Source organism: Microbacterium sp. CH1, assembly GCF_001595495.1.
Lineage (GTDB): Bacteria > Actinomycetota > Actinomycetes > Actinomycetales > Microbacteriaceae > Microbacterium.
The window spans coordinates 471,250-493,512 of sequence record NZ_LOSO01000011.1; the positions used below are offsets into that span (position 1 = coordinate 471,250).

Annotated in this window: 23 protein-coding genes; all 23 read left to right on the forward strand. The window is 71.6% G+C overall.

All coding sequences use genetic code 11. The features are described 5' to 3' along the window. Positions 1 to 4 precede the first annotated feature (4 nt). The 23 genes from pyrR to trpA all read left to right on the forward strand — a co-directional run bounded on the left by pyrR (position 5) and on the right by trpA (position 22,253). Positions 5 to 535, forward strand: coding sequence for a bifunctional pyr operon transcriptional regulator/uracil phosphoribosyltransferase PyrR (gene pyrR, locus AUV07_RS05630; RefSeq protein WP_062634498.1), 531 nt, complete (start codon positions 5 to 7; stop codon positions 533 to 535). Next, positions 532 to 1,497: an aspartate carbamoyltransferase catalytic subunit gene (locus AUV07_RS05635; RefSeq protein ID WP_062634500.1), complete on the forward strand. Its 966-nt coding sequence runs from the start codon at positions 532 to 534 to the stop codon at positions 1,495 to 1,497. The genes pyrR and AUV07_RS05635 overlap by 4 nt, the downstream gene beginning before the upstream one ends. Then, positions 1,494 to 2,798 carry a dihydroorotase gene (locus AUV07_RS05640; RefSeq protein WP_062634502.1) on the forward strand — a complete coding sequence of 435 codons (1,305 nt, stop codon included), beginning with the start codon at positions 1,494 to 1,496 and terminating at the stop codon, positions 2,796 to 2,798. The genes AUV07_RS05635 and AUV07_RS05640 overlap by 4 nt, the downstream gene beginning before the upstream one ends. Continuing rightward, positions 2,795 to 3,307 carry a PH-like domain-containing protein gene (locus tag AUV07_RS05645; protein ID WP_062634504.1) on the forward strand — a complete coding sequence of 171 codons (513 nt, stop codon included), beginning with the start codon at positions 2,795 to 2,797 and terminating at the stop codon, positions 3,305 to 3,307. Before AUV07_RS05640 ends, AUV07_RS05645 begins: the two co-directional genes overlap by 4 nt. After that, the gene (gene carA / locus AUV07_RS05650) at positions 3,304 to 4,524 is read left to right on the forward strand and encodes a glutamine-hydrolyzing carbamoyl-phosphate synthase small subunit (protein ID WP_062634506.1); all 1,221 of its coding nucleotides are present in this window, start codon (positions 3,304 to 3,306) and stop codon (positions 4,522 to 4,524) included. Before AUV07_RS05645 ends, carA begins: the two co-directional genes overlap by 4 nt. After that, on the forward strand, positions 4,524 to 7,811 hold the full coding sequence (gene carB, locus AUV07_RS05655) for a carbamoyl-phosphate synthase large subunit (RefSeq protein ID WP_062634508.1): 3,288 nt from the start codon (positions 4,524 to 4,526) through the stop codon (positions 7,809 to 7,811). The genes carA and carB overlap by 1 nt, the downstream gene beginning before the upstream one ends. After that, entirely contained in the window at positions 7,808 to 8,653 is an 846-nt protein-coding gene (pyrF, locus tag AUV07_RS05660) for an orotidine-5'-phosphate decarboxylase (RefSeq protein WP_062634510.1), read from the forward strand. The genes carB and pyrF overlap by 4 nt, the downstream gene beginning before the upstream one ends. Further along, on the forward strand, positions 8,646 to 9,557 hold the full coding sequence (gene gmk, locus AUV07_RS05665) for a guanylate kinase (protein WP_062634512.1): 912 nt from the start codon (positions 8,646 to 8,648) through the stop codon (positions 9,555 to 9,557). The genes pyrF and gmk overlap by 8 nt, the downstream gene beginning before the upstream one ends. A 109-nt stretch (positions 9,558 to 9,666) precedes the next feature. Continuing rightward, positions 9,667 to 9,921 (forward strand): DNA-directed RNA polymerase subunit omega, encoded by a 255-nt coding sequence (gene rpoZ, locus AUV07_RS05670; protein WP_025103490.1) that lies wholly within the window; start codon positions 9,667 to 9,669, stop codon positions 9,919 to 9,921. Between the two features lie 88 nt (positions 9,922 to 10,009). After that, positions 10,010 to 11,203, forward strand: a complete 1,194-nt coding sequence (gene metK, locus AUV07_RS05675; RefSeq protein ID WP_062634514.1) for a methionine adenosyltransferase — start codon at positions 10,010 to 10,012, stop codon at positions 11,201 to 11,203. Between the two features lie 16 nt (positions 11,204 to 11,219). After that, positions 11,220 to 13,178: a hypothetical protein gene (locus AUV07_RS05680; protein WP_082802880.1), complete on the forward strand. Its 1,959-nt coding sequence runs from the start codon at positions 11,220 to 11,222 to the stop codon at positions 13,176 to 13,178. 18 nt (positions 13,179 to 13,196) lie between these two features. Beyond that, positions 13,197 to 14,117 carry a methionyl-tRNA formyltransferase gene (gene fmt, locus AUV07_RS05685; protein ID WP_062634516.1) on the forward strand — a complete coding sequence of 307 codons (921 nt, stop codon included), beginning with the start codon at positions 13,197 to 13,199 and terminating at the stop codon, positions 14,115 to 14,117. A 98-nt stretch (positions 14,118 to 14,215) separates the two neighbouring features. Further along, positions 14,216 to 15,583 carry an RsmB/NOP family class I SAM-dependent RNA methyltransferase gene (locus AUV07_RS05690; protein ID WP_062635188.1) on the forward strand — a complete coding sequence of 456 codons (1,368 nt, stop codon included), beginning with the start codon at positions 14,216 to 14,218 and terminating at the stop codon, positions 15,581 to 15,583. 4 nt (positions 15,584 to 15,587) lie between these two features. Next, entirely contained in the window at positions 15,588 to 16,268 is a 681-nt protein-coding gene (gene rpe / locus AUV07_RS05695; RefSeq protein WP_062634518.1) for a ribulose-phosphate 3-epimerase, read from the forward strand. Next, complete coding sequence (locus AUV07_RS05700) at positions 16,265 to 16,528, forward strand: phosphoribosyl-ATP diphosphatase (protein ID WP_025103484.1); 264 nt, start codon at positions 16,265 to 16,267, stop codon at positions 16,526 to 16,528. Before rpe ends, AUV07_RS05700 begins: the two co-directional genes overlap by 4 nt. 38 nt (positions 16,529 to 16,566) lie before the next feature. Further along, entirely contained in the window at positions 16,567 to 17,406 is an 840-nt protein-coding gene (gene hisG / locus AUV07_RS05705; RefSeq protein WP_025103483.1) for an ATP phosphoribosyltransferase, read from the forward strand. Then, a complete protein-coding gene (gene hisF / locus AUV07_RS05710) occupies positions 17,406 to 18,167 on the forward strand; it encodes an imidazole glycerol phosphate synthase subunit HisF (protein WP_062634519.1) in 762 nt (253 codons plus the stop codon). The genes hisG and hisF overlap by 1 nt, the downstream gene beginning before the upstream one ends. Next, positions 18,164 to 18,547 (forward strand): phosphoribosyl-AMP cyclohydrolase, encoded by a 384-nt coding sequence (hisI, locus tag AUV07_RS05715; protein ID WP_062634521.1) that lies wholly within the window; start codon positions 18,164 to 18,166, stop codon positions 18,545 to 18,547. The genes hisF and hisI overlap by 4 nt, the downstream gene beginning before the upstream one ends. Next, positions 18,544 to 19,134 carry a Trp biosynthesis-associated membrane protein gene (locus tag AUV07_RS05720; RefSeq protein WP_062634523.1) on the forward strand — a complete coding sequence of 197 codons (591 nt, stop codon included), beginning with the start codon at positions 18,544 to 18,546 and terminating at the stop codon, positions 19,132 to 19,134. Before hisI ends, AUV07_RS05720 begins: the two co-directional genes overlap by 4 nt. A 47-nt stretch (positions 19,135 to 19,181) precedes the next feature. Further along, on the forward strand, positions 19,182 to 19,412 hold the full coding sequence (locus AUV07_RS05725) for an HGxxPAAW family protein (RefSeq protein WP_062634525.1): 231 nt from the start codon (positions 19,182 to 19,184) through the stop codon (positions 19,410 to 19,412). Next, complete coding sequence (trpC, locus tag AUV07_RS05730) at positions 19,412 to 20,188, forward strand: indole-3-glycerol phosphate synthase TrpC (RefSeq protein WP_062634527.1); 777 nt, start codon at positions 19,412 to 19,414, stop codon at positions 20,186 to 20,188. Before AUV07_RS05725 ends, trpC begins: the two co-directional genes overlap by 1 nt. Further along, positions 20,185 to 21,453, forward strand: coding sequence for a tryptophan synthase subunit beta (gene trpB, locus AUV07_RS05735; RefSeq protein ID WP_062634529.1), 1,269 nt, complete (start codon positions 20,185 to 20,187; stop codon positions 21,451 to 21,453). Before trpC ends, trpB begins: the two co-directional genes overlap by 4 nt. After that, positions 21,450 to 22,253, forward strand: coding sequence for a tryptophan synthase subunit alpha (gene trpA / locus AUV07_RS05740; protein WP_062634531.1), 804 nt, complete (start codon positions 21,450 to 21,452; stop codon positions 22,251 to 22,253). Before trpB ends, trpA begins: the two co-directional genes overlap by 4 nt. The last annotated feature ends 10 nt before the right edge of the window (positions 22,254 to 22,263 follow it).

Consider the following 22,263-nt stretch of genomic DNA (forward strand, 5'->3'; position numbering starts at 1 on the left):
GCTGATGAGTGTGCGCACTGTGCTGCACCAAGCCGACATCTCACGAGCGCTGACCCGGATCGCGCACGAGATCCTCGAGTCCAATCGCGGGGCCGACGACCTCGTCCTGCTGGGCATCCCGACCCGCGGCGTGACGCTGGGACACCGGCTCGCCGCGCTGATCAGCGAGATCGCGCAGGTCTCCGTCCCCGTCGGATCCCTCGACGTGACGCTCTTCCGCGATGACCTCGCCAAGCACCCGACGCGATCGCCGCAGCCGACGGAGATCCCCGCGGGCGGCATCGACGGGAAGACGGTTGTCCTCGTCGACGACGTCCTGTTCTCCGGCCGGAGCATCCGCGCCGCGCTCGACGCCCTGCAGTCGATCGGCCGTCCCGCCGTCGTGCGGCTCGCGATCCTCATCGACCGCGGACACCGGGAGCTTCCCATCCGCCCCGACTTCGTGGGCAAGAACATCCCGACCGCGCGCACCGAGCGCGTCAACGTGCGTCTGTTCGAGAACGACGGCGCCGAGGAGGTGACGATCGGCGAATGAGGCATCTCCTCGACACCCGCACGCTCGACAGAGCGACCGCCCTGCGCATCCTCGATGTCGCGGAGGACATGGCCGACACCCAGTCCCGCGAGGTCAAGAAGCTCCCCACGCTCCGCGGGAAGACCGTCGTCAACCTCTTCTTCGAGGACTCCACGCGCACCCGCATCTCCTTCGAGGCCGCCGCGAAGCGCCTGTCCGCCGACGTCATCAACTTCGCCGCCAAGGGCTCCAGCGTCTCCAAGGGCGAGAGCCTGAAGGACACCGCGCAGACGCTCGAGGCGATCGGCGCCGACGCGGTCGTCGTGCGGCACCCCGGCTCCGGCGCCCCGCAGACGCTCGCCACGAGCGGCTGGATCTCCGCCGGCGTCGTGAACGCGGGCGACGGCACGCACGAGCACCCCACCCAGGCGCTCCTCGACGCCTTCACCATCCGCAAGCGTCGCTTCGGTGCGGACAGCCGCGGACGCGACCTCTCCGGTCTCCGGGTGACTATCGTCGGCGACGTGCTGCACTCCCGGGTGGCGCGCTCCAACGTCTGGCTGCTCACCACGCTCGGCGCCGAGGTCACGCTCGTCTCGCCGCCGACCCTGGTTCCGCAGAACGTGTCCCTATGGCCGGTCCGCGTGGTCTACGACCTGGACGAAGCCCTCGCGGAGGGGCCGGACGCCGTGATGATGTTGCGCATCCAGCTCGAGCGGATGAACGCGGCGTATTTCCCGACTGAGCGGGAGTATTCGCGCCGGTGGGGCCTCGACGCACGGCGCGTGGCGGCTCTGCCGGGCGGTAGCATTGTCCTGCACCCCGGACCCATGAACCGGGGACTGGAGATCTCCTCCGAAGCTGCCGATTCCCCCCGTTCGACGGTGCTGGAACAGGTGTCGAACGGGGTCTCCGTGCGCATGGCGGTGCTGTACCTGCTGCTGGCAGGAGAACGAGACGACGAACGAGGGGGAGACCTGTGAGCGAGACCCTCGTCATCACCGGTGCACAGCTGCTCGGCGCGGACGGCGCCGACATCATCATCGAGGACGGAGTCATCGCCGAGGTCGGGACGGGGCTCACCCGCACCGGCGCGCGCGTGATCGACGCCGCGGGCCTGGTCGCGCTGCCGGGCCTCGTCGACCTGCACACCCACCTGCGCGAGCCGGGGTTCGAGGCCTCCGAGACGATCCTCACCGGCACCAGAGCGGCCGCCGCGGGCGGGTTCACCGCCGTGTTCGCGATGCCGAACACCTCCCCGGTCGCCGACACGGCGGGCGTGGTCGAGCAGGAGCTCGCCCTCGGCGAGGCGGCCGGCTACGCGACCGTGCAGCCGATCGGCGCCGTCACCGTGGGGCAGAAGGGCGAGCGCCTCGCCGAGCTGGGCGCCATGGCCACCTCCCGTGCCCAGGTTCGGGTCTTCAGCGACGACGGCTTCTGCGTGTGGGACCCGCTGATCATGCGCCGGGCTCTGGAGTACGTGAAGTCCTTCGACGGCGTCATCGCCCAGCATGCGCAGGACCCGCGACTCACCGAGGGCGCCCAGATGAACGAGGGCACCGTCTCGGCCGAGCTCGGGCTGGCCGGGTGGCCGGCGGTCGCCGAGGAGTCGATCATCGCCCGCGACGTGCTCCTCGCCGAGCACGTCGGCTCGCGACTGCACGTGTGCCACCTCTCGACGGCAGGCTCCGTGGACATCATCCGCTGGGCCAAGAAGCGCGGTGTCAACGTGACGGCAGAGGTCACGCCGCACCACCTGCTGCTCACCGACGAACTCGTTCGCGGCTACGACGCGCGGTTCAAGGTCAACCCGCCGCTGCGCCGCGAGGAGGACGTCCTCGCGGTCCGGGAGGGTCTGGCCGACGGCACGATCGACATCGTCGCGACCGACCACGCACCGCACCCCAGCGAGCACAAGGCGTGTGAGTGGCAGGCCGCCGCGAACGGCATGGTCGGTCTGGAGAGCGCCCTGCGGGTCGTGCACCAGTCGATGGTGCAGACCGGCCTGATCGGCTGGGCCGACGTGGCCCGCGTCATGAGCGCGACGCCCGCCCGCATCGGCCGGCTCTCCGGCCACGGCACGCCGCTCGAAGCCGGGCAGCCCGCGCACGTCACGCTGTACGACCCCGCGGTCGACGGTGTGTTCACCGCCGCGGACCTGCACGGGCGCAGCGTGAACTCGCCCTACCTGGGCCGCGCCCTGCCCGGCCGCGTGGAATATACGGTGCACGGCGGCGTCCTCACGGTCGACGGCGGCGCGGTCGTCGAGGAGCTCGGCGCATGAGCGCACGGGACCTCGCGGTCGCGATCATCATCGCCGTCGCGCTGCTGATCCTGCTCTCGATGCTGTTCGCCTGGCGACGACGAGTGCGGCGCGATGCCGCGTACACGGCCCCGCTCGGGGTGCCGGAGCACGCGGAGGTGACGCGCCGCGATGAGGTGCTCTACGTGTCCACGACTCGGCACGAGCAGCCCCTCGAACGGCTCGCGATCACCCCGCTGGCGTTCCGCGCACGCGGCGAGCTGGCTGTGACCGATCGCGGCATCGCGCTGGCACTGGACGGTGCCCCCACCGTCTTCCTCGCCGCCGACCGCCTCGTCTCCGTCGACCGCGCGACCGTCACCATCGATCGCGTCGTGGAGCCCGGCGGGCTCGTGCGCATCTCGTGGCACGTCGACGACACGACCGTCGTCGACAGCTATGTGCGCCTCACCGGCGGCGACCTCCCGACCCTCATCTCCGACCTGCAGCGGCTCATCCCCGCCGCCCCTGACACAGGAGCCTCGTCATGACCCTCTCGACTTCCTCCCCGCAGGCCTCTGCGGCCCGCCTTCCCGACCCCGCCGTCCTCGTCCTGGAGGACGGCACCCGACACCGCGGACGCGCGTACGGCGCGCGCGGACGCACCCTCGGCGAGGTCGTGTTCGCCACCGGCATGTCGGGATACCAGGAGACCATCACCGACCCGTCCTACGCCGGACAGATCGTCCTCCAGACGGCCCCGCACATCGGCAACACCGGCATGAACGACGAGGACACCGAGTCCCGCCGCATCTGGGTCGCCGGCTACATCGTGCGCGACCCCTCGCGCGTTGTCTCGAACTGGCGGGCGAACGCCTCTCTCGACGAGGTCCTCGTCGAGGACGGCATCGTCGGCATCAGCGGCATCGACACCCGTGCGGTCACTCGCCACATCCGCTCCGCCGGCTCCATGCGGGGCGGTATCTTCTCGGGTGCGGAGGCGGAGCTCGACCCGGAGGAGCAGCTGCGCATCGTCCGCGAGGCCCCGGAGATGACCGGCCTCAACCTCTCCGCGCAGGTGTCCGTCCAGAGCGCGACCGTCACCCCGGCGGTGGGGGAGCGCATCGGCAACCTCGCCGTGCTCGACCTCGGCGTGAAGCAGGCGACGATCGACAACCTCGCGGCCCGCGGCTTCGACGTGCACGTCCTCCCGCAGGACGTGGGCATCGACGAGATCCGGGCGATCCAGCCGGTCGCCGTCTTCTACTCGAACGGTCCCGGCGACCCCGCGGCCTCGGGCGACCACGTCGAACTGCTGCGCGCGGTCCTCGACGACGGGCTGCCCTTCTTCGGGATCTGCTTCGGAAACCAGCTCCTCGGCCGGGCCCTGGGTCTCGGCACGTACAAGCTGCCGTTCGGCCACCGCGGCATCAACCAGCCCGTGCTGGACAAGCAGACGGGCAAGGTGGAGATCACCGCGCACAACCACGGCTTCGCCGTCGAGGCGCCCCTGGAGGGCTCCTTCGACAGCCCGCACGGCTACGGCAAGGTCGAGGTCAGCCACGTCGGCCTCAACGACAACGTCGTGGAGGGCCTGCGCGCCCTCGACATCCCCGCCTTCTCGGTGCAGTACCACCCCGAGGCGGCGGCCGGACCGCACGACGCCAACTACCTCTTCGACCGCTTCCGCGACATGGTCATCGCGAACAAGACTTCGGTTGCCGAGCCCGTCGAGGCACAGGGACCCACCCAGGGAGATGCAAAGTAATGCCCAAGCGCGACGACATCCGCTCCGTCCTCGTCATCGGCTCCGGCCCGATCGTCATCGGCCAGGCCTGCGAGTTCGACTACTCCGGCACCCAGGCGTGCCGCGTCCTCCGTGAGGAGGGCGTCCGGGTCATCCTCGTCAACTCCAACCCGGCGACGATCATGACCGATCCCGACTTCGCCGACGCGACCTACATCGAGCCGATCACCCCCGCGGTGATCGAGACGATCATCGCGAAGGAGAAGCCCGATGCGATCCTGCCGACGCTCGGCGGCCAGACGGCGCTCAACGCCGCGATGGCGCTGCATGAGCAGGGGATCCTCGAGAAGTACGACGTCGAGCTCATCGGCGCGAAGGTGGACGCCATCAAGAAGGGCGAGGACCGTCAGGTCTTCAAGGAGCTCGTCCTCGAGGCGGGCGCGGACGTCGCCAAGAGCGTCATCGCCCACACCATGGATGACCTCCTCGCCGGCGCCGAGCAGCTCGGCTACCCGCTCGTGGTGCGCCCGTCCTTCACGATGGGCGGGCTGGGGTCCGGCTTCGCCTACGACGAGGAGGACCTGCGCCGCATCGGCGGCGCCGGCCTGCGCGACTCGCCGACGACCGAGGTGCTCCTGGAGGAGTCGATCCTCGGCTGGAAGGAGTACGAGCTCGAGCTCATGCGCGACACCGCCGACAACACGGTGGTCGTCTGCTCCATCGAGAACGTCGACCCGGTCGGCGTGCACACCGGCGACTCGATCACGGTGGCGCCGGCGCTGACCCTGACCGACCGCGAGTACCAGAAGCTCCGCGACATCGGCATCGACATCATCCGCGCCGTGGGCGTGGACACCGGTGGCTGCAACATCCAGTTCGCGGTCAACCCCGAGAACGGGCGCATCATCGTCATCGAGATGAACCCGCGCGTGTCCCGGTCGAGCGCCCTGGCGTCGAAGGCCACCGGCTTCCCGATCGCCAAGCTCGCGGCCAAGCTCGCCCTCGGCTACCGCCTCGACGAGATCCCGAACGACATCACCGGCGTGACCCCGGCCAGCTTCGAGCCGACGCTCGACTACGTCGTCGTCAAGGTCCCGCGCTTCGCGTTCGAGAAGTTCCCGGCCGCCGACGCCACTCTCACCACGACCATGAAGTCGGTCGGCGAGGCGATGGCCATCGGCCGCAACTACGCCACCGCGCTGCAGAAGGCGCTGCGGTCGCTCGAGAAGCGGGGATCCAGCTTCCACTGGGGCGAGGAGCCGCGCACCGTCGAGGAACTGCTCGAGATCGCGAAGACCCCGACCGACGGCCGGATCGTCACCCTGCAGCAGGCGCTGCGCAAGGGCGCGACCATCGAGCAGGCGTTCGAGGCCACGGCCATCGACCCCTGGTTCCTCGACCAGATCGTCCTCATCAACGAGGTCGCCGAGGTCGTCCGCACCGCCGGCGAGCTGGACGACGCGACGCTGCGCTACGCCAAGGAGCACGGCTTCTCCGACGCGCAGATCGCCCAGCTCCGCGGCGAGAGCGAGGCCGAGATCCGCGGCGTGCGCCACGGTCTCGGCATCCGCCCGGTCTACAAGACGGTCGACACCTGTGCCGGTGAGTTCCCCGCGCTGACGCCGTACCACTACTCGAGCTACGACGCCGAGACCGAGGTTGCGCCGTCCGACCGCACCAAGGTCGTCATCATCGGCTCCGGCCCGAACCGCATCGGTCAGGGCGTCGAGTTCGACTACTCCTGCGTGCACGCCTCGTTCGCGCTGTCCGACGCGGGCTTCGAGACCGTGATGATCAACTGCAACCCGGAGACCGTGTCGACTGACTACGACACGTCCGACCGGCTGTACTTCGAGCCGCTGACGCTCGAGGACGTGCTGGAGGTCCTGGACGCGGAGGCCGCGAGCGGCACCATCCTCGGCGTCGTCTGCCAGCTCGGCGGGCAGACCCCGCTCGGGCTCGCGAAGGGCATCGAGGCGGCCGGCTACACGGTCCTGGGGACGAGCCCGGAGGCCATCGACCTGGCCGAGGAACGCGAGCTGTTCTCGCGACTGCTCGACGAGGCCGGACTCCTCGCGCCCCGCAACGGCACGGCGATCGACGTGGAGGGCGCGGTGCGCATCGCCGAGGAGATCGGCTACCCCGTGCTCGTGCGCCCGAGCTTCGTGCTCGGCGGCCGTGGCATGGAGATCGTCTACGGCACCGACGCGCTGCGCGATTACTTCGTGCGGACCGCCGGTGAGGTCGTGATCGAGGAGGGCAAGCCGCTCCTGGTCGACCGCTTCCTGGACGACGCGATCGAGCTCGATGTGGACGCCCTGTACGACGGCACCGACCTCTTCATCGGCGGCGTCATGGAGCACCTGGAGGAAGCCGGCATCCATTCCGGCGACTCGAGCTGCACGCTGCCGCCGGTCTCGCTCGGCCGCAGCGACGTGGACCGCGTCCGCGAGGCCACCCTCGCCATCGCGCAGGGCGTCGGCGTGCGCGGTCTGCTGAACGTGCAGTTCGCGATCAGCGCCGGCGTGCTCTACGTCATCGAGGCGAACCCCCGCGCGAGCCGCACGGTGCCCTTCGTCTCCAAGGCGCTGGGCATCCCGATGGCGAAGGCCGCCAGCCGCATCATGGCCGGCTCCACCATCGCCGAGCTCCGCGCCGAGGGGATGCTGCCCGTGCAGGACGGCTCGCGCGTCCCCCTGGACGCCCCCGTCTCGGTCAAGGAGGCCGTGCTGCCCTTCAAGCGGTTCCGCACCGCCGACGGCAAGACGGTCGACTCGGTCCTCGGCCCGGAGATGCGCTCGACCGGCGAGGTCATGGGCATCGATCGCGACTTCCCGACCGCGTTCGCGAAGTCCCAGGCCGCGGCCTACGGCGGCATGCCGACCTCGGGCACCGTGTTCATCTCGGTCGCCGACTCCGACAAGCGCGCGGTGATCCTTCCGGCGCACCGCCTCCAGCAGCTCGGCTTCACGATCGTGGCGACCGAGGGCACGGCGGAGATCCTGTCCCGCAACGGCATCGCGGTCACCGTGGTCGAGAAGTACAGCGAGACCCAGGAGTCCGGAGCCCGGAACATCGTCGACCTCATCAACGACGGGCAGATCGACATCGTCGTGAACACCCCGTCCGGTGGTGCCGCTCGCGCGGACGGCTACGAGATCCGCGCCGCCGCCGTCGCCGCGGACAAGGCGCTCTTCACGACCATCGCCGTGCTCGGCGCGGCGGTGAGCGGGATGGACGCCGCGCACGAGGGCTTCCAGGTCAAGAGCCTGCAGGAGTACGCCCAGGACCGGATGGCCACGGTATGACGGAACGCTTCGGCGAGCGAGCCCGCGCCGCTCTGGAGGCGCACGGTCCGCTCTGTGTCGGCATCGACCCCCACGCCGCTCTGCTGGCGGCGTGGGGGCTGACCGCCGACGCCGCCGGAGTCCGGGAGTTCGGGCTCCGTACCGTCGAGGCGGCTGCCGGTCGCGTCGGTGTCGTGAAGCCGCAGGTGTCGTTCTTCGAGCGGTACGGCGCCGCCGGGTTCGCCGCGCTGGAGGACGTGCTCGCCGCCGCGCGGGCGGCCGGACTGCTCGTGATCGCCGATGCCAAGCGCGGGGACATCGGATCGACGATGGCCGATTACGCGCAGGCCTGGCTGCCCGCCGGTGCGCCGCTGGAGGCGGACGCCCTGACGGTGAACCCGTACCTCGGCGTCGGTGCGCTGGAGGGCGCGTTCGCCCTGGCTGAGGAGCACGGCAAGGGGCTCTTCGTCCTCGCGGCGACCAGCAACCCCGAGGCCACCGTGCTGCAGCGCGCGACGACCGCGGACGGCGAGACCGTGTCCGCGGCCGTGGTCGCCGAGGTGTCGCGCCGGAACGCCGCCGCGACGCCCGCGGGGGAGTGGGGGAGTTTCGGCTTCGTCATCGGTGCCACCGTGGACGCGGCGGAGGCCGGCCTCGCGCCGTTCGCGCCCGTCGCCCCGATCCTCGCCCCCGGCTTCGGCGCGCAGGGCGCCACTCCCGCGGATCTCGCCCGCCGCTTCGGCCCCCAGGCCGCCTCGGTGATCGCGAGCGAGAGCCGCAGCCTCCTCTCCGCGGGCCCGGCGGCCCTCGCCGAGACGATCGCCGACCGTGCCGCCCAGTATCGAGAGGTCAGCCGTGGCTGAGGAACGCCGCACCGTCCCCGAGGTCGACAGGGCCGCCGCCGCCCGCCGTGCGGTCGAGAGACGGCGCGCCAGGGCCTCGCTCAAGCGGGATCTGGCGATGCGCGTCGTCACCCCGCAGGCCGTGCTGCATCGCGCGACGGAGGACCCCGACTCGGTCGAGGGGTCCATGCGCATCACCGACTTCCTCCTGGCCCTCCCGGCGATCGGCGCGGGAAAGCGCGACCGCGTGCTGGAGCAGCTCCACATCTCTCCGGTCAAGCGGCTCGGCGGGCTGGGCGCCCGACAGCGCCGGGTGCTGGAGGAGTGGCTGGACGACCGGTTCCCCGTACCCGCCCCCCGCGGAGCGCGCAGCCGACTGCTCGTCCTCGCCGGCCCCACGGCGGTGGGCAAGGGAACCGTCGCCGCGCACATCCGCGAGAACAACCCCGAGATCCATCTGTCCGTCTCGGCGACCACCCGCCCGCCACGCCCGGGCGAGATCGACGGCGTGCACTACTACTTCGTGGACGACGCCGAGTTCGACCGCCTGATCGCCGACGGCGAGCTGCTGGAATACGCGGTCGTGCACAACCGCTCGCGCTACGGCACCCCGCGCGCTCCCATCGACGCCGCCCTGGCCGAGGGGAAGACCGTGCTGCTGGAGATCGACCTGCAGGGCGCGCGCCAGGTGCGCGAGGCCGAGCCGTCGGCGACCCTCATCTTCCTCCTGCCGCCGAGCTGGGACGAGCTGGTGCACCGACTGGTCGGCCGGGGCACCGAGGACGCCGAGGAGCGAGCCCGCCGGCTACGGACCGCGAAGGTCGAGCTGGCGGCGCAGAACGAGTTCGACCACCTCATCGTGAACGAGGACGTCGCCACCGCCGCTCGCGAGGTCGTAGACTTGTCTGCAAGCTCTGCGCGCTGACCTGATTCCAGGGTCGAGCACCACGCCGGTCCCTGAGCTCGTCGAAGGGTCGCGCGCCCGCAGCACCGTCTTCGCGGCGAATCCCGTCGCCTGATCAGGAGGTCCACCCATGGCCGGACGCAACAACGGCATCATCGATCCCCCCATCGACAACCTGCTGGAGCGTGTCGACTCCAAGTACGAGCTCGTGATCTACGCGGCCAAGCGCGCCCGTCAGATCAACGACTACTACTCCGACCTGCACGAGGGGAACCTCTTCGACAACGTGGGCCCGCTCGTCGACTCCTCGGTCGAGGACAAGCCGCTCACCATCGCCCTGCACGAGATCAACGAGGACAAGCTCCGCCTGCGTCACGCGGAGTAACTCGACGACCGCGCCGCCGCAACGTCGGTGGCGCGGTCCAGAATGGGTGCCACACCCTCCCACCGTCCGTCCCCGTTCTGGAGCATCGATGAGCGCGCTGCGTCTGTTCACGTCCGAGTCCGTCACCGAAGGGCATCCGGACAAGATCTGCGACCAGATCTCGGACAGCATCCTCGACGGACTGCTCGCGAAGGACCCGGGCTCCCGGGTCGCGGTCGAGACGCTCGTCACGACCGGGCTCGTGCACGTGGCGGGGGAGATCCGCACGGACGCCTACGTCGACATCCCGACGATCGTCCGCCAGGTCGTGAACGGCATCGGCTACACCTCCTCCGACACCGGCTTCGACGGCGACTCGTGCGGCGTCAGCGTCTCGGTGGGGGAGCAGTCCACCGACATCGCGCACGGGGTCGACAACGCCCAGGAGCACCGCGACGGCTCGTCGGTCGATCCGCTCGACGGCCTCGGCGCCGGGGACCAGGGCATCATGTTCGGGTTCGCCACCACCGAGACCCCGCAGCTCATGCCGATGGCCGCATGGACCGCGCACCGCATCGCCGAGCGGCTGACCGAGGTGCGCCGCAGCGGGCTGCTGCCCTTCCTGCGCCCGGACGGGAAGACGCAGGTCACCCTCGGCTACGACGGCTTCACCCCGAAGACCGTCGACGCCGTCGTGCTGTCCACGCAGCACAACCCGGACATCGCCCAGGACGACCTGAAGGCGCAGATCCGCGAGCACGTCATCGATCCGGTCCTCGCCACGACCGGCCTCGACCTCGACGACGTCACCTACTACATCAACCCCGCGGGCCCCTTCGTCACGGGCGGCCCCAAGGGAGACGCCGGGCTCACCGGCCGCAAGATCATCATCGACACCTACGGCGGCGCCGCACGGCACGGCGGTGGTGCCTTCAGCGGCAAGGACCCGTCGAAGGTCGACCGCTCCGGCGCCTATGCGACGCGCTGGGTTGCCAAGAACGCGGTCGCCGCGGGCCTCGCCGACCGCCTCGAGGTGCAGGTCGCCTACGCGATCGGCGTCGCCCGCCCCGTCGGCCTGTACGTGGAGACCTTCGGCACCGGACGGGTGTCCGACGAGGTCATCACCCGCGCCATCGACGAGGTGTTCGACCTCCGGCCGCAGGCCATCATCGAGCAGCTCGACCTGCTGCGGCCGATCTATGCGCAGACGGCCGCGTACGGCCACTTCGGCCGGGAGCTGCCGGACTTCACATGGGAGCGGACGGACCGGGCCGAGGAGCTGCGGCGCGCTGCCGGGCTCTGACGGGTCCGCGGTGCTGATCTCTCCGGAGAGCCGGCGCATCGCGCGGGTGCTCCTCGAGTCGCCGCTGCCGCAGCTCGACCGCCTGTTCGACTACGCGCTCCCGCCGGAGCTCGGTGACGTCGAGCCCGGGGTCCGCGTGCGCGTGCCCCTGCGGACTGCGGGGCGCGTGGTCGACGGATTCGTGGTGGAGCTCGACGTGGAGGACGACGCCGATCGGCCGCTCTCCGAGGTCGAGAGCATCGTGTCGGCCGTTCCCGTGCTGCCGGATCGCCTGTACCGACTGGCGCGGCGCGTCGCCGATCGCGCGGCAGGGTCGGCAGCCGACGTGTTGCGGCTGGTGATCCCGAAGCGGCAGGTGCGGGTCGAGAAGGCCTGGACCGCCGACGCTCCGACGCCGCTCCTGGAACCCGAGGCCCGCGATGCGGCCGCGTCCGTCGTCGGACTGTACGACGGACTGCGGGCGGTGCTCGACGAGAACGGACGCGCGGCCGTCGAGGCCATCCCGCAGCTCAGCGACGACACACCGGGCTGGGCGCGGATGCTCGCTGCCGCCGCCGCGACCACGCTCGCGGCGGGGAGGTCGGCCATCCTCGTCGTGCCCGACCACCGTGACCTCGATCGGCTGCTGGCCGCCCTCGACACGTTCGTCCCCGCGGAGGCGATCGCGCGGTACGACTCCCGACAGTCGAACCCGGATCGCTATCGCTCTTTCCTGCGCACGCTCGAGGACGCGCCCTGCATCGTCGTCGGGAACAGGTCCGCCGTGTACGCCCCTGTCGTCGCCGGTCTCGTGGCGCTGTGGGACGACGGCGACAGCCTGCTGGGCGAGCCGCTCGCACCCTACGTCCACGCCCGGGACGCGGCGCTGCTGCGACAGGAGGCGGAGGGCTCGGCCCTGCTCTTCGCCGGTCATACGCGGACGACCGAGGTCGAGCGGCTCGTCGTGCACGGCTGGCTGCGGGATGTCCGCGCGACCCGACGGGTCCTCCCGCGTGTGGTGCTGAGCACACCGCAGGAGATGGAGCAGCCGACGCCCCAGCGCATGCCGTCGTCGGCCTTCCTCGCCGCCCGGAACGCGGCCGCGGAAGGGCCGGTGCTCATCCAGGTCTCGCGGCCCGGCTTCGCGCCGTCCCTCGTCTGCGCCGACTGCCGGGCTCCCGCCCGATGCCCTCATTGCGGCGGTCCTCTCGGCGCCCGCCATCGTGGCGCGGTCCCGGTGTGCGGGTGGTGCGGGCGTGGTGCCAGGGCGTGGACCTGCCCGGCGTGCTCCTCGACCCGTCTCCGGCTCGCTTCATCCGGCAGCGAGCGGACCGCCGACGAGCTCGGACGTGCCTTCCCCGGCGTCCGCGTCATCGTCGCCGACGGCAGCCATCCGGTGGAGCGCGTCGACGCGCGCCCGGCCCTCGTGGTCGCCACGCGCGGCGCCGAGCCCCTCGCGGAGGGCGGCTACCGGGCGGTCGTGCTGCTCGACGGCCCGCGGATGCTGCAGGCGCCGGATCTGCGCATCGGCGAAGCGTGTCTGCGGTGGTGGTCGAACGCCGCCGCCCTCGCCGCGCCGGGCGCCCCCGTCCACCTCGTCGGCGTCGACGGCGCCGTCGCGAGAGCCCTCGCCACGTGGAACCACCCTGCCTACGCACGCACCGAGCTGGAGCAGCGCGCGCCGCTGCACATGCCGCCGACCGCACGCGTCGCGCTCGTGGAAGGCTCGTCCGCCGCCGTGGCGCGCGCTCTGGAGGCCCTGTCCGAACTCTCCCTGCCCTCCGACGCGGTGCTCGGTCCCGTCCCCGTCGAATCGGATGACGTCCCGTCCCGCGTGCGGGCGCTCGTGCGCTTCGACTACGGCGCGGGGAGCCGCGTCGCGACCACCCTCCGTGCTGCCGTCGTGGCGGAGGCGGTGAGCGGCCGCCGAGGCCGGACCAAGGCCGCCCGCAGCACGCTGTCGGTCCGCCTCGATATCCTCGATCCAGAACTCTGACCCTTCCGGAGAACCTTCATGCGCCTCGTCTTCGCCGGCACTCCCGCCGCCGCGGTCCCCACTCTGCGACGCCTCGCCGCCGAGCACGACATCGTCGCGGTGGTGACGCGCCCCGACGCCCCCCTCGGGCGCAAGCGGGTGCTGACCCCGTCGCCGGTCGCTCAGGCTGCGGTCGAGCTCGGCCTGCCGGTCATCCACGCTGCCCGGCTGGACGAGCCGGTGACGACGGAGATCTCGGCCCTGCGCCCGGAGCTCGGCGTGATCGTCGCGTACGGCGGACTCGTGCGCGAGCCGCTCCTGTCGGTGCCGGATGCCGGGTGGATCAACCTGCACTTCTCGCTCCTGCCGGCCTGGCGCGGAGCCGCGCCGGTGCAGCGCGCTCTGATCGCGGGAGATGCCGTCCTCGGCGCGAGCGTCTTCCAGCTCGTCCCCGAGCTCGACGCCGGCGACGTGTTCGCGATGCGTACCGTCGAGCTCCCGGCGACCGCCACGGCGGGGGAGGCGCTGGAGGCTCTGGCCCTCGACGGCGCCGGTCTCACCGCCGACGTGGTCGCCGCGATCGCGGACGGCAGTGCCCGCGCCGTCCCGCAGGAGGGCGAGCCGACGTTCGCCGGCAAGCTGACGCTCGAGGACGGTCTCCTCGACTTCCGCGAGCCGTTCGACGCCGTGTATGCCCGGTTCCGCGGAGTCACGCCGGAGCCGGGAGCGCACACGACGATCGACGGTCAGCGGCTGAAGATCCTCGAGGCGCGACCCGCCGGTGCCGAGGCGGAGGACCTGCGACCGGGCGCCATGGCGGGCACGCGCGCGGAGGTCCTGATCGGGACGGCCACCTCGCCGCTGGCCGTCACCCGGCTGCAGCCCGCGGGCAAGGGCCCCATGAACGCCGCCGACTGGTGGCGGGGTCTGCAGGGCACGACTCCGGTGGCCGGCTCGTGAACGCGAACGACGGACGGCGCCCCGGCTCGGGTCGGCAGCACGCAGGCCGGGCGCGGAACGGCCGCGGCCCGAACCGGTCGGTCCAGCCGGCGCGCCGCGTGGCCTACGACGTGATCAGGGCGGTGTCGGACTCCGACGCCTACGCCAACCTGCTCCTCCCGACGGCGATCGCCGAGGCAGGGCTGGACCCGCAGGACGCGGCTCTCGCGACCGAGCTGACCTACGGCACGCTCCGTCGCCGGGGCACCTACGACGCGATCATCGCCGCCGCCGCCGACCGCCCCGCCGACGCGATCGACCCCGCCGTGCTCGACGCCCTCCGGCTCGCGGTGCATCAGCTCCTCGCGACGCGGGTGGCCTCGCACGCCGCCGTGAACGAGTCCGTGAACCTCGTGGCCCTCACGGCGGGGCGTGGCGCGTCGAGCTTCGCCAACGCGGTGCTCCGGCGGATCGCCCGCGAGTCGCCGGGCGAATGGCTCGCGCGCATCGAGGCGGCGGCGCGATCGGACGACGAACGCCTGGCCCTCCGAGCCGCGCACCCGGTGTGGATCATCCGGGCGCTGCGGCGCGCCCTCGCCGCCGAGGGGCGCGTCGAGGAGCTGGACGCCCTGCTGGAGGCCGACAACGTCTCGCCCGAGGTCACCCTGGTCGCCCTCCCCGGGCTCGCGGAGCCGCAGGAGCCCCGCCGGCCCTACGCCGCCACGGCGTTCGCGTCTCCGGGAGGCGATCCGCGTCTCGCGCTGGCCGCCTCCGACGGTGCGGTCCGGGTGCAGGACGAGGGGTCTCAGCTCGTCGCGCTCGCGCTGACCGCGGCGACGCCGCTGCGCACGGGGGAGCGATGGCTCGACCTGTGCGCAGGCCCCGGCGGGAAGACCGCCCTGCTCGCCGCCGTCGCCCGGCAGAACGACGCCGTCCTGGAGGCCAACGAGGTGGTGCCGACCCGCGCCCGGCTCGTGCGCAACGCCCTGCGCGCTGTCCCGGGCGACGTCACCGTGCACGAGCGCGACGGCCGGGAGCTGGCGGCCGAGCGGCCGGAGGCGTTCGACCGGATCCTCGTGGACGCCCCCTGCACCGGCCTCGGCGCCCTCCGACGGCGCCCGGAGGCCCGGTGGCGGAAGTCCCCGGCGGACGTCGCCGAGCTCGTGCCCCTGCAGGTCGGCCTGCTCACGGCGGCTGCGGACGCTCTCGCACCGGGAGGCGTCGTCGCGTACGTCACCTGTTCGCCCCATCTCGCGGAGACCACGGCGGTGGTCGAGGAGGTGCGGCGCATCCGGCCAGAGCTCGTCGAGCTCGATGCCCGCGCGGTGCTGCACGGCGTGGCGCAGTCGCCGATCGATCTCGCCGACGACGGGCGGGCGCAGACGGGAAGCGCTCAGCTCTGGCCGCATCGGCACGGCACCGACGCGATGTTCCTCGCACTCCTGCAGCGCCCGCTGGAGGCGACAGACGCCCCGAAGGAAGGTTGAGACCATGGATCTGCCCCGCGCCCCGCGCATCAACCCCAGCATCCTCGCCGCCGACTTCGTCAACATGCAGGCGGAGCTCGCCCGCATCGCGACGGCCGACTTCGCGCACGTCGACGTCATGGACAACCACTTCGTCCCGAACCTCACGTTCGGCCCGCAGATGGTCCAGCGCATCCAGGAGACCAGCCCGGTCCCGCTGGACGTGCATCTCATGATCACGGATCCGGATCGCTGGGCCCCGGGCTATGCCGAGCTCGGCGCCGCGAGCGTGACCTTCCACCTGGAAGCGGCGGGGGAGCCGGTGGCTCTCGCACGACGGCTGCGCGACATCGGCGCCCGTGCGGGGGTCGCGGTCAAGCCCGCGACTCCTGTCGAGGGACTCTTCGACCTGCTGGACGAGTTCGACCAGATCCTCGTGATGACCGTCGAGCCGGGGTTCGGCGGACAGGGCTTCCTGCCCGAGACCATGCCGAAACTGCAGGCGCTGTCCACGGAGGCGCGGCGCCGCGGCTCGTCCGTCTGGCTCCAGGTCGACGGCGGCATCTCCGACGCGACGATCGCCCAGGCGGCCGAAGCGGGAGCCGACACCTTCGTCGCCGGATCCGCTGTCTACGGGGCGGACGACGTGGAGGCGGCCGTCACCCGGCTCAGGGACCTCGCGCGAGCCGGTAGCCTGGAGGGGTGAAGACTTTCGACGAGCTGTTCGCCGAGCTCAGCGTCAAGGCCGAGACCCGACCCGAGGGATCGGGCACCGTGGCGGAGCTCGACGGCGGCGTGCATGCGATCGGCAAGAAGATCGTCGAAGAGGCCGCCGAGGTCTGGATGGCGGCGGAGTACGAGTCGGATGCCGCTGCCGCCGAGGAGATCTCCCAGCTCCTCTACCACCTGCAGGTGATGATGCTCGCGAAGGGCCTCACCCTGCAGGACGTCTACCGACATCTGTGATGCGCTCCGGTCCCACTCCTTCGAACTGAAAGCCGTTCATGCTGCGCATCGCCGTTCCCAACAAGGGCTCGCTCTCCGAGACCGCCGCCGAGATGCTCGCGGAGGCGGGCTACGCCGGCCGCCGCGACCCCAAGACCCTGCATGTCATCGACGCCGAGAACGACGTCGAGTTCTTCTTCCTCCGCCCGCGTGACATCGCCACCTACGTGGCCTCCGGCGCCCTCGACGTGGGGATCACCGGTCGTGATCTCCTCCTCGACGTGCAGCAGCCGGCGCGCGAGATCGAGCAGCTCGGCTTCGGGGCGTCCACGTTCCGCTTCGCCGGTCCTCCCGGACGCTTCACCTCCGTCCAGGACCTGGACGGCGTCCGCGTGGCCTCCGCCTATCCGGGTCTGGTGGGATCCTTCCTCCGCGACCAGGGGGTGAACGCCGAGCTCGTGCAGCTCGACGGTGCCGTGGAGTCCGCCGTACGCCTCGGCGTCGCCGACGCGGTCGCCGACGTGGTGTCCACCGGCACCACCCTGCGCCAGGCGGGGTTGGAGATCTTCGGCCCCGTGATCCTGGAGTCCGAGGCCGTGCTGATCAGCCGTCCCGGTGAGGCCGACGGCGTGGAGACGCTGCTGCGCCGACTCCGCGGCGTCATGGTCGCGCGCCGCTACGTGCTCCTCGACTACGACCTCCCCACCGAGCTCGTCGATCAGGCCGTGGCCATCGCCCCGGGTCGCGAGTCCGCGACCATCTCGCCGCTCCGCGACCCGGCCTGGGTGGCCGTGCGCGTCATGATCCCGCGTCGCCGGGTCAACCAGGTGATGGACGACCTGTACGCCCTGGGCGCCCGGGCCATCCTCGTCACGGCGATCCACGCGGCGAGGCTCTGATGGCCCTCGCGAGTCGCGTCATCCCGTGCCTCGACGTCGCCGACGGTCGCGTCGTCAAGGGCGTCAACTTCGAGAACCTTCGCGACATGGGCGATCCGGTGGAGCTCGCCCGCCACTACGCCGCCCAGGGTGCCGACGAGATCACGTTCCTGGACGTCACCGCGACGGTGGACGCGCGGGCCACGACCTACGACGTCGTGCAGCGCACCGCGGAGCAGGTCTTCGTGCCGCTGACGGTGGGCGGCGGGGTGCGCAGCGTCGACGACGTCGCGCGGCTCCTCGCCGTCGGTGCGGACAAGGTCGGCGTGAACTCCGCGGCGATCGCCCGTCCCGAGCTCATCGGCGAGATCGCGGATCGCTTCGGTGCCCAGGTACTCGTGCTCTCGCTCGACGTCAAGCGCGCCGACACGACGCGCTCCGGCTTCGTCGTCACCACGCACGGCGGTCGCACGCAGACCACGCTGGACGCGCTCGACTGGGCGCGCGAGGCCGCGGAGCGTGGGGCGGGGGAACTGCTGGTGAACTCGATCGACGCCGACGGCACCCGCGACGGCTTCGACCTCGAGCTCGTCCGCCTCATGCGCGAAGTCGCGCCGATCCCTGTCATCGCCTCCGGCGGTGCGGGACGGGCGACCGACTTCGCTCCGGCCATCAAGGCCGGCGCCGACGCCGTGCTCGCGGCCAGCGTGTTCCATACCGGAGCCCTGACCGTCGGCGACGTGAAGGAAGCGCTGCGCGCGGAAGGAGTGCTCGTCCGATGACCGACACGCCGAAGCAGGACGAGGTCTCCGTCGACGACCGCATCGCGCAGGTCGCCTTCAACGCCGACGGGCTCGCCCCGATCATCGTGCAGCAGTGGGACTCGCGCGAGGTGCTCATGCTGGCGTGGGTGGATGCCGAGGCCCTGCGCCGCACGCTCACCTCCGGTCGTGCGACCTACTGGTCCCGCTCGCGGCAGGAGTACTGGCGCAAGGGGGACACGTCCGGCCACATCCAGGTCGTGCGGGAGGCCCGGCTCGACTGCGACGGAGATGCGCTCCTGCTCCTCGTCGATCAGACCGGCCCCGCATGCCACACCGGCACGCGGACGTGCTTCGACACCACCGACCTGGACGCCGTCGACGGGGTGAGCGCCTCGTGAGCATCGCGGAGCGCGGCCGCTCCCTCTCCGTGACGGGGTTCCTGATGGCCGGCGCCATCGGGATCATCTCCTCCACGCAGACCTGGTTCACGGTGCAGCGCGCGGACGCGGGGGAGGACATCCTCGTCCCCGGTGCCTCCGCCCTCGTGCTCCTCGCCCCGTTGAGCCTCGCGGTCCTGGCGCTCGGTGCCGCCCTCGCGATCGCCGGCCGGGTCGTGCGCGTCGTCTTCGGGGTGCTGGCAGCCGCGGCCGCACTGTTCCTGGGCTGGTCCACGCTGCAGCTCCTCCTCGGCGACGCCTACGGTGCCGTCGCCGCGACCGTCACCGAGACGACGGGACTCGCCGGCAGCGGAGCCGTCCACGAGGTCGCGGCGAGCATCGTGCCGTCGGCCTGGCCGTTCCTCGCCCTCGTCGGCTGGGTGATCCTGCTCGCCGCCGCCGTCGTCGCGCTGACCACCTGGCGGCGCTGGAAGGCCGGCGGCCGTCGCTATCGCACCGACGCCCCGAGCGACGCGCCGCACGACGGTCCCGTCGACGCGGTCGATTCCTGGGACGAGCTGTCCCGCGGGTCCGACCCGACGCGCTGACCCCGATAGACTGAACCCAGATCCCCACGTCGTCCCCGGAGGAGAACATGACCAACCCGATCGCTGACCCCGGCCACGGACACTCGCCTGCGGCCTGGACCGCCGTCGTGATCATGCTCGTCGGCTTCGCCGCCGCGACCGTCGCGTTCTGCTTCGAGCAGCCGACCCTGGTGTGGATCGCCGCCGCACTGATCCCGATCGGGGCGATCGTCGGCTGGGTGCTCGCGAAGGTGGGATACGGCGTGAAGGGTCCCAAGTACGCTCCGAAGGCGCACTAGTGGTCCTCGCCGACCTGACGGCCGGCGCTGTCGCAGACGCCGAGCGTCGCTCCCAGTCCCGTCCGCTCGCGGTCGTCGAGCGTGACGCCCTCGCGCGCCCCGCGGCGAAGGACGCGCTGTCCTTCCTCGCTCCCGCCGACCGGGTGAAGATCATCGCCGAGGTGAAGCGGGCGAGTCCGTCCCGCGGTGCCCTCGCGGAGATCCCGGATCCCGCGCATCAGGCCACGCTCTACGAGACCGGTGGCGCCTCCGCGATCAGCGTCCTCACCGAGGAGCGCCGCTTCGGCGGCAGTCTCGCCGATCTGGAGGCGGTCACCGCCCGGGTCTCGCTGCCGGTGCTCAGGAAGGACTTCATCGCCACCCGGTACCAGGTGCTGGAGGCGCGTGCCGCCGGTGCCGACCTTGTCCTCCTGATCGTGGCGGGCCTGGAGCCCGACGTCCTGCGCGACCTGTACGGGTTCATCCTCGAACTCGGCATGACGCCGCTCGTGGAGACACACTCGGCGGAGGAGCTGGACGCCGCGATCGATCTCGGCGCCGCCCTGATCGGCGTGAACGCCCGCAATCTCAAGACCCTCGAGCTCGACCGCGATCTTTTCGGCCGGCTCGTGGACCGCATCCCGGACTCGGCGATCAAGATCGCGGAGTCCGCGGTGCTCACCCCCGCTGACGTCGCGCACTACCGTTCGGCCGGTGCCGACGTCGTGCTGATCGGCGAGGCCCTGGTGACCGGAGACCCGGTCGCCACTCTCGAGAGCTTCCTGGAGGCGAAGTGAGTCTGCGCGACCAGCACGGTCCGTTCTTCGGTGACTTCGGAGGGCGGTACATGCCGGAGTCCCTGGTCGCCGCGATCGACGAGCTCACCGTCGCGTACGAGGAGGCCATCGCCGACCCGGAGTTCCGTGCCGAGCTCGCCCACCTGCTGTCCTCCTACGCCGGGCGTCCGTCCGCGCTCACCGAGGTGCCCCGGTTCGCGGAGCACGCGGGCGGCGCGCGGGTCTTCCTCAAGCGCGAGGACCTCAACCACACCGGTTCGCACAAGATCAACAACGTGCTGGGCCAGGCTCTGCTCACCAAGCGCCTCGGCAAGACCCGTGTCATCGCCGAGACCGGAGCAGGCCAGCACGGCGTCGCCACGGCGACCGCTGCCGCGCTGTTCGGGCTGGACTGCACCATCTACATGGGTGAGGTCGACACCGAGCGCCAGGCGCTGAACGTCGCCCGGATGCGTCTGCTGGGCGCCGAGGTCGTCGCGGTCACCTCGGGCTCGCGCACGTTGAAGGACGCGATCAATGACGCCTACCGCGACTGGGTGGCTTCGGTCGAGACCACCAACTACATCTTCGGCACCGCCGCGGGACCGCACCCGTTCCCGGCGATGGTCCGCGACTTCCAGAAGATCATCGGCGAGGAGGCCCGCGCGCAGATCCTCGACGAGGTCGGCCGGCTTCCCGACGCGGTCGTCGCCTGCGTCGGCGGCGGATCGAACGCGATCGGCATGTTTGACGCGTTCCTGGACGACGAGGGCGTGCGGCTGTACGGCGTGGAGGCGGCGGGCGACGGCGTCGACACCGACAAGCACGCCGCCTCGATCGAGCGCGGCCGCCCCGGCGTGCTGCACGGCGCGAAGACCTACGTGCTGCAGGACGAAGACGGCCAGACCGTCGAATCGCACTCCATCTCCGCCGGTCTCGACTACCCGGGCGTGGGCCCGGAGCACTCGTGGCTGGCTGACATCGGCCGCGCCGAGTACATCCCGGCGACCGACGACGAGGCGATGCAGGCTCTACGGCTGCTGAGCCGGACCGAGGGCATCATCCCCGCCATCGAGTCGGCTCATGCCCTCGCCGGCGCGCTGCGGATCGGCCGCGAGCTCGGCCCCGACGGCCTCATCGCGATCTGCCTCTCGGGTCGCGGCGACAAGGACATGGACACCGCCGCCCGCTACTTCGAGCTCTACGACGAGGACGCCCTCGCGCACGACGTGTCCGAGGAGAGCGCCGCCGAGGACGCGGCCTCGAAGGGAGAGCCGCAGCTGTGAGCCGCGTCGAACAGGCCATTCAGCGCGCGCACGACGCCGGCCGCAGCGCCTTCGTCGGCTACCTGCCCGTCGGCTTCCCCGACCTGGAGACGAGCATCCAGGCCGCGATCGCCCTCGCCGAGAACGGCGTGGACATCATCGAGCTCGGGCCGCCCTACAGCGATCCCGTCATGGACGGCGCCATCATCCAGGAGGCGACGACCAAGGCCCTCGCCGCGGGCTTCCGGATGAAGGACCTCTTCACCGCCATCCGCGCGATCACGGCCGCGACCGATGTCCCCGTCCTCGTGATGACGTACTGGAACCCGGTGCTGCAGTACGGGGTGGAGCGGTATGCCGAGGACCTGCTCGCCGCGGGTGGCGCGGGTCTCATCACCCCGGACATCACGCCGGAGGCCGCCGGTGAGTGGATCGCGGCCAGCGAGCGGCTCGGTCTCGACCGGGTCTTCCTCGCGGCTCCGACCTCGTCGGACGAGCGCCTCGACCTCGTCGTGCGGTCCTCGACGGGCTTCGTCTACACCGTCTCGACCATGGGCATCACGGGGGAGCGGGCCGAGCTCGACCGTGCGGCGCGAACCCTCGTGTCGCGGCTCCGCGACCACGGTGCCCGTCGCGCCTGCGTGGGCATCGGCATCTCGACCCCGGAGCAGATCGCCGGCGTCTCCGAGTACGCCGACGGCGCCATCGTGGGCACCGCTCTCGTCCGCGCCCTCCGCGACGGCGGTGTGCCCGCCCTCGCCGAAGTCACCCGAACCCTGGCCGCCGGCACTGCGTCGGCGCGCTTCGCCTCAGAGAAGTAGGATCGCACTC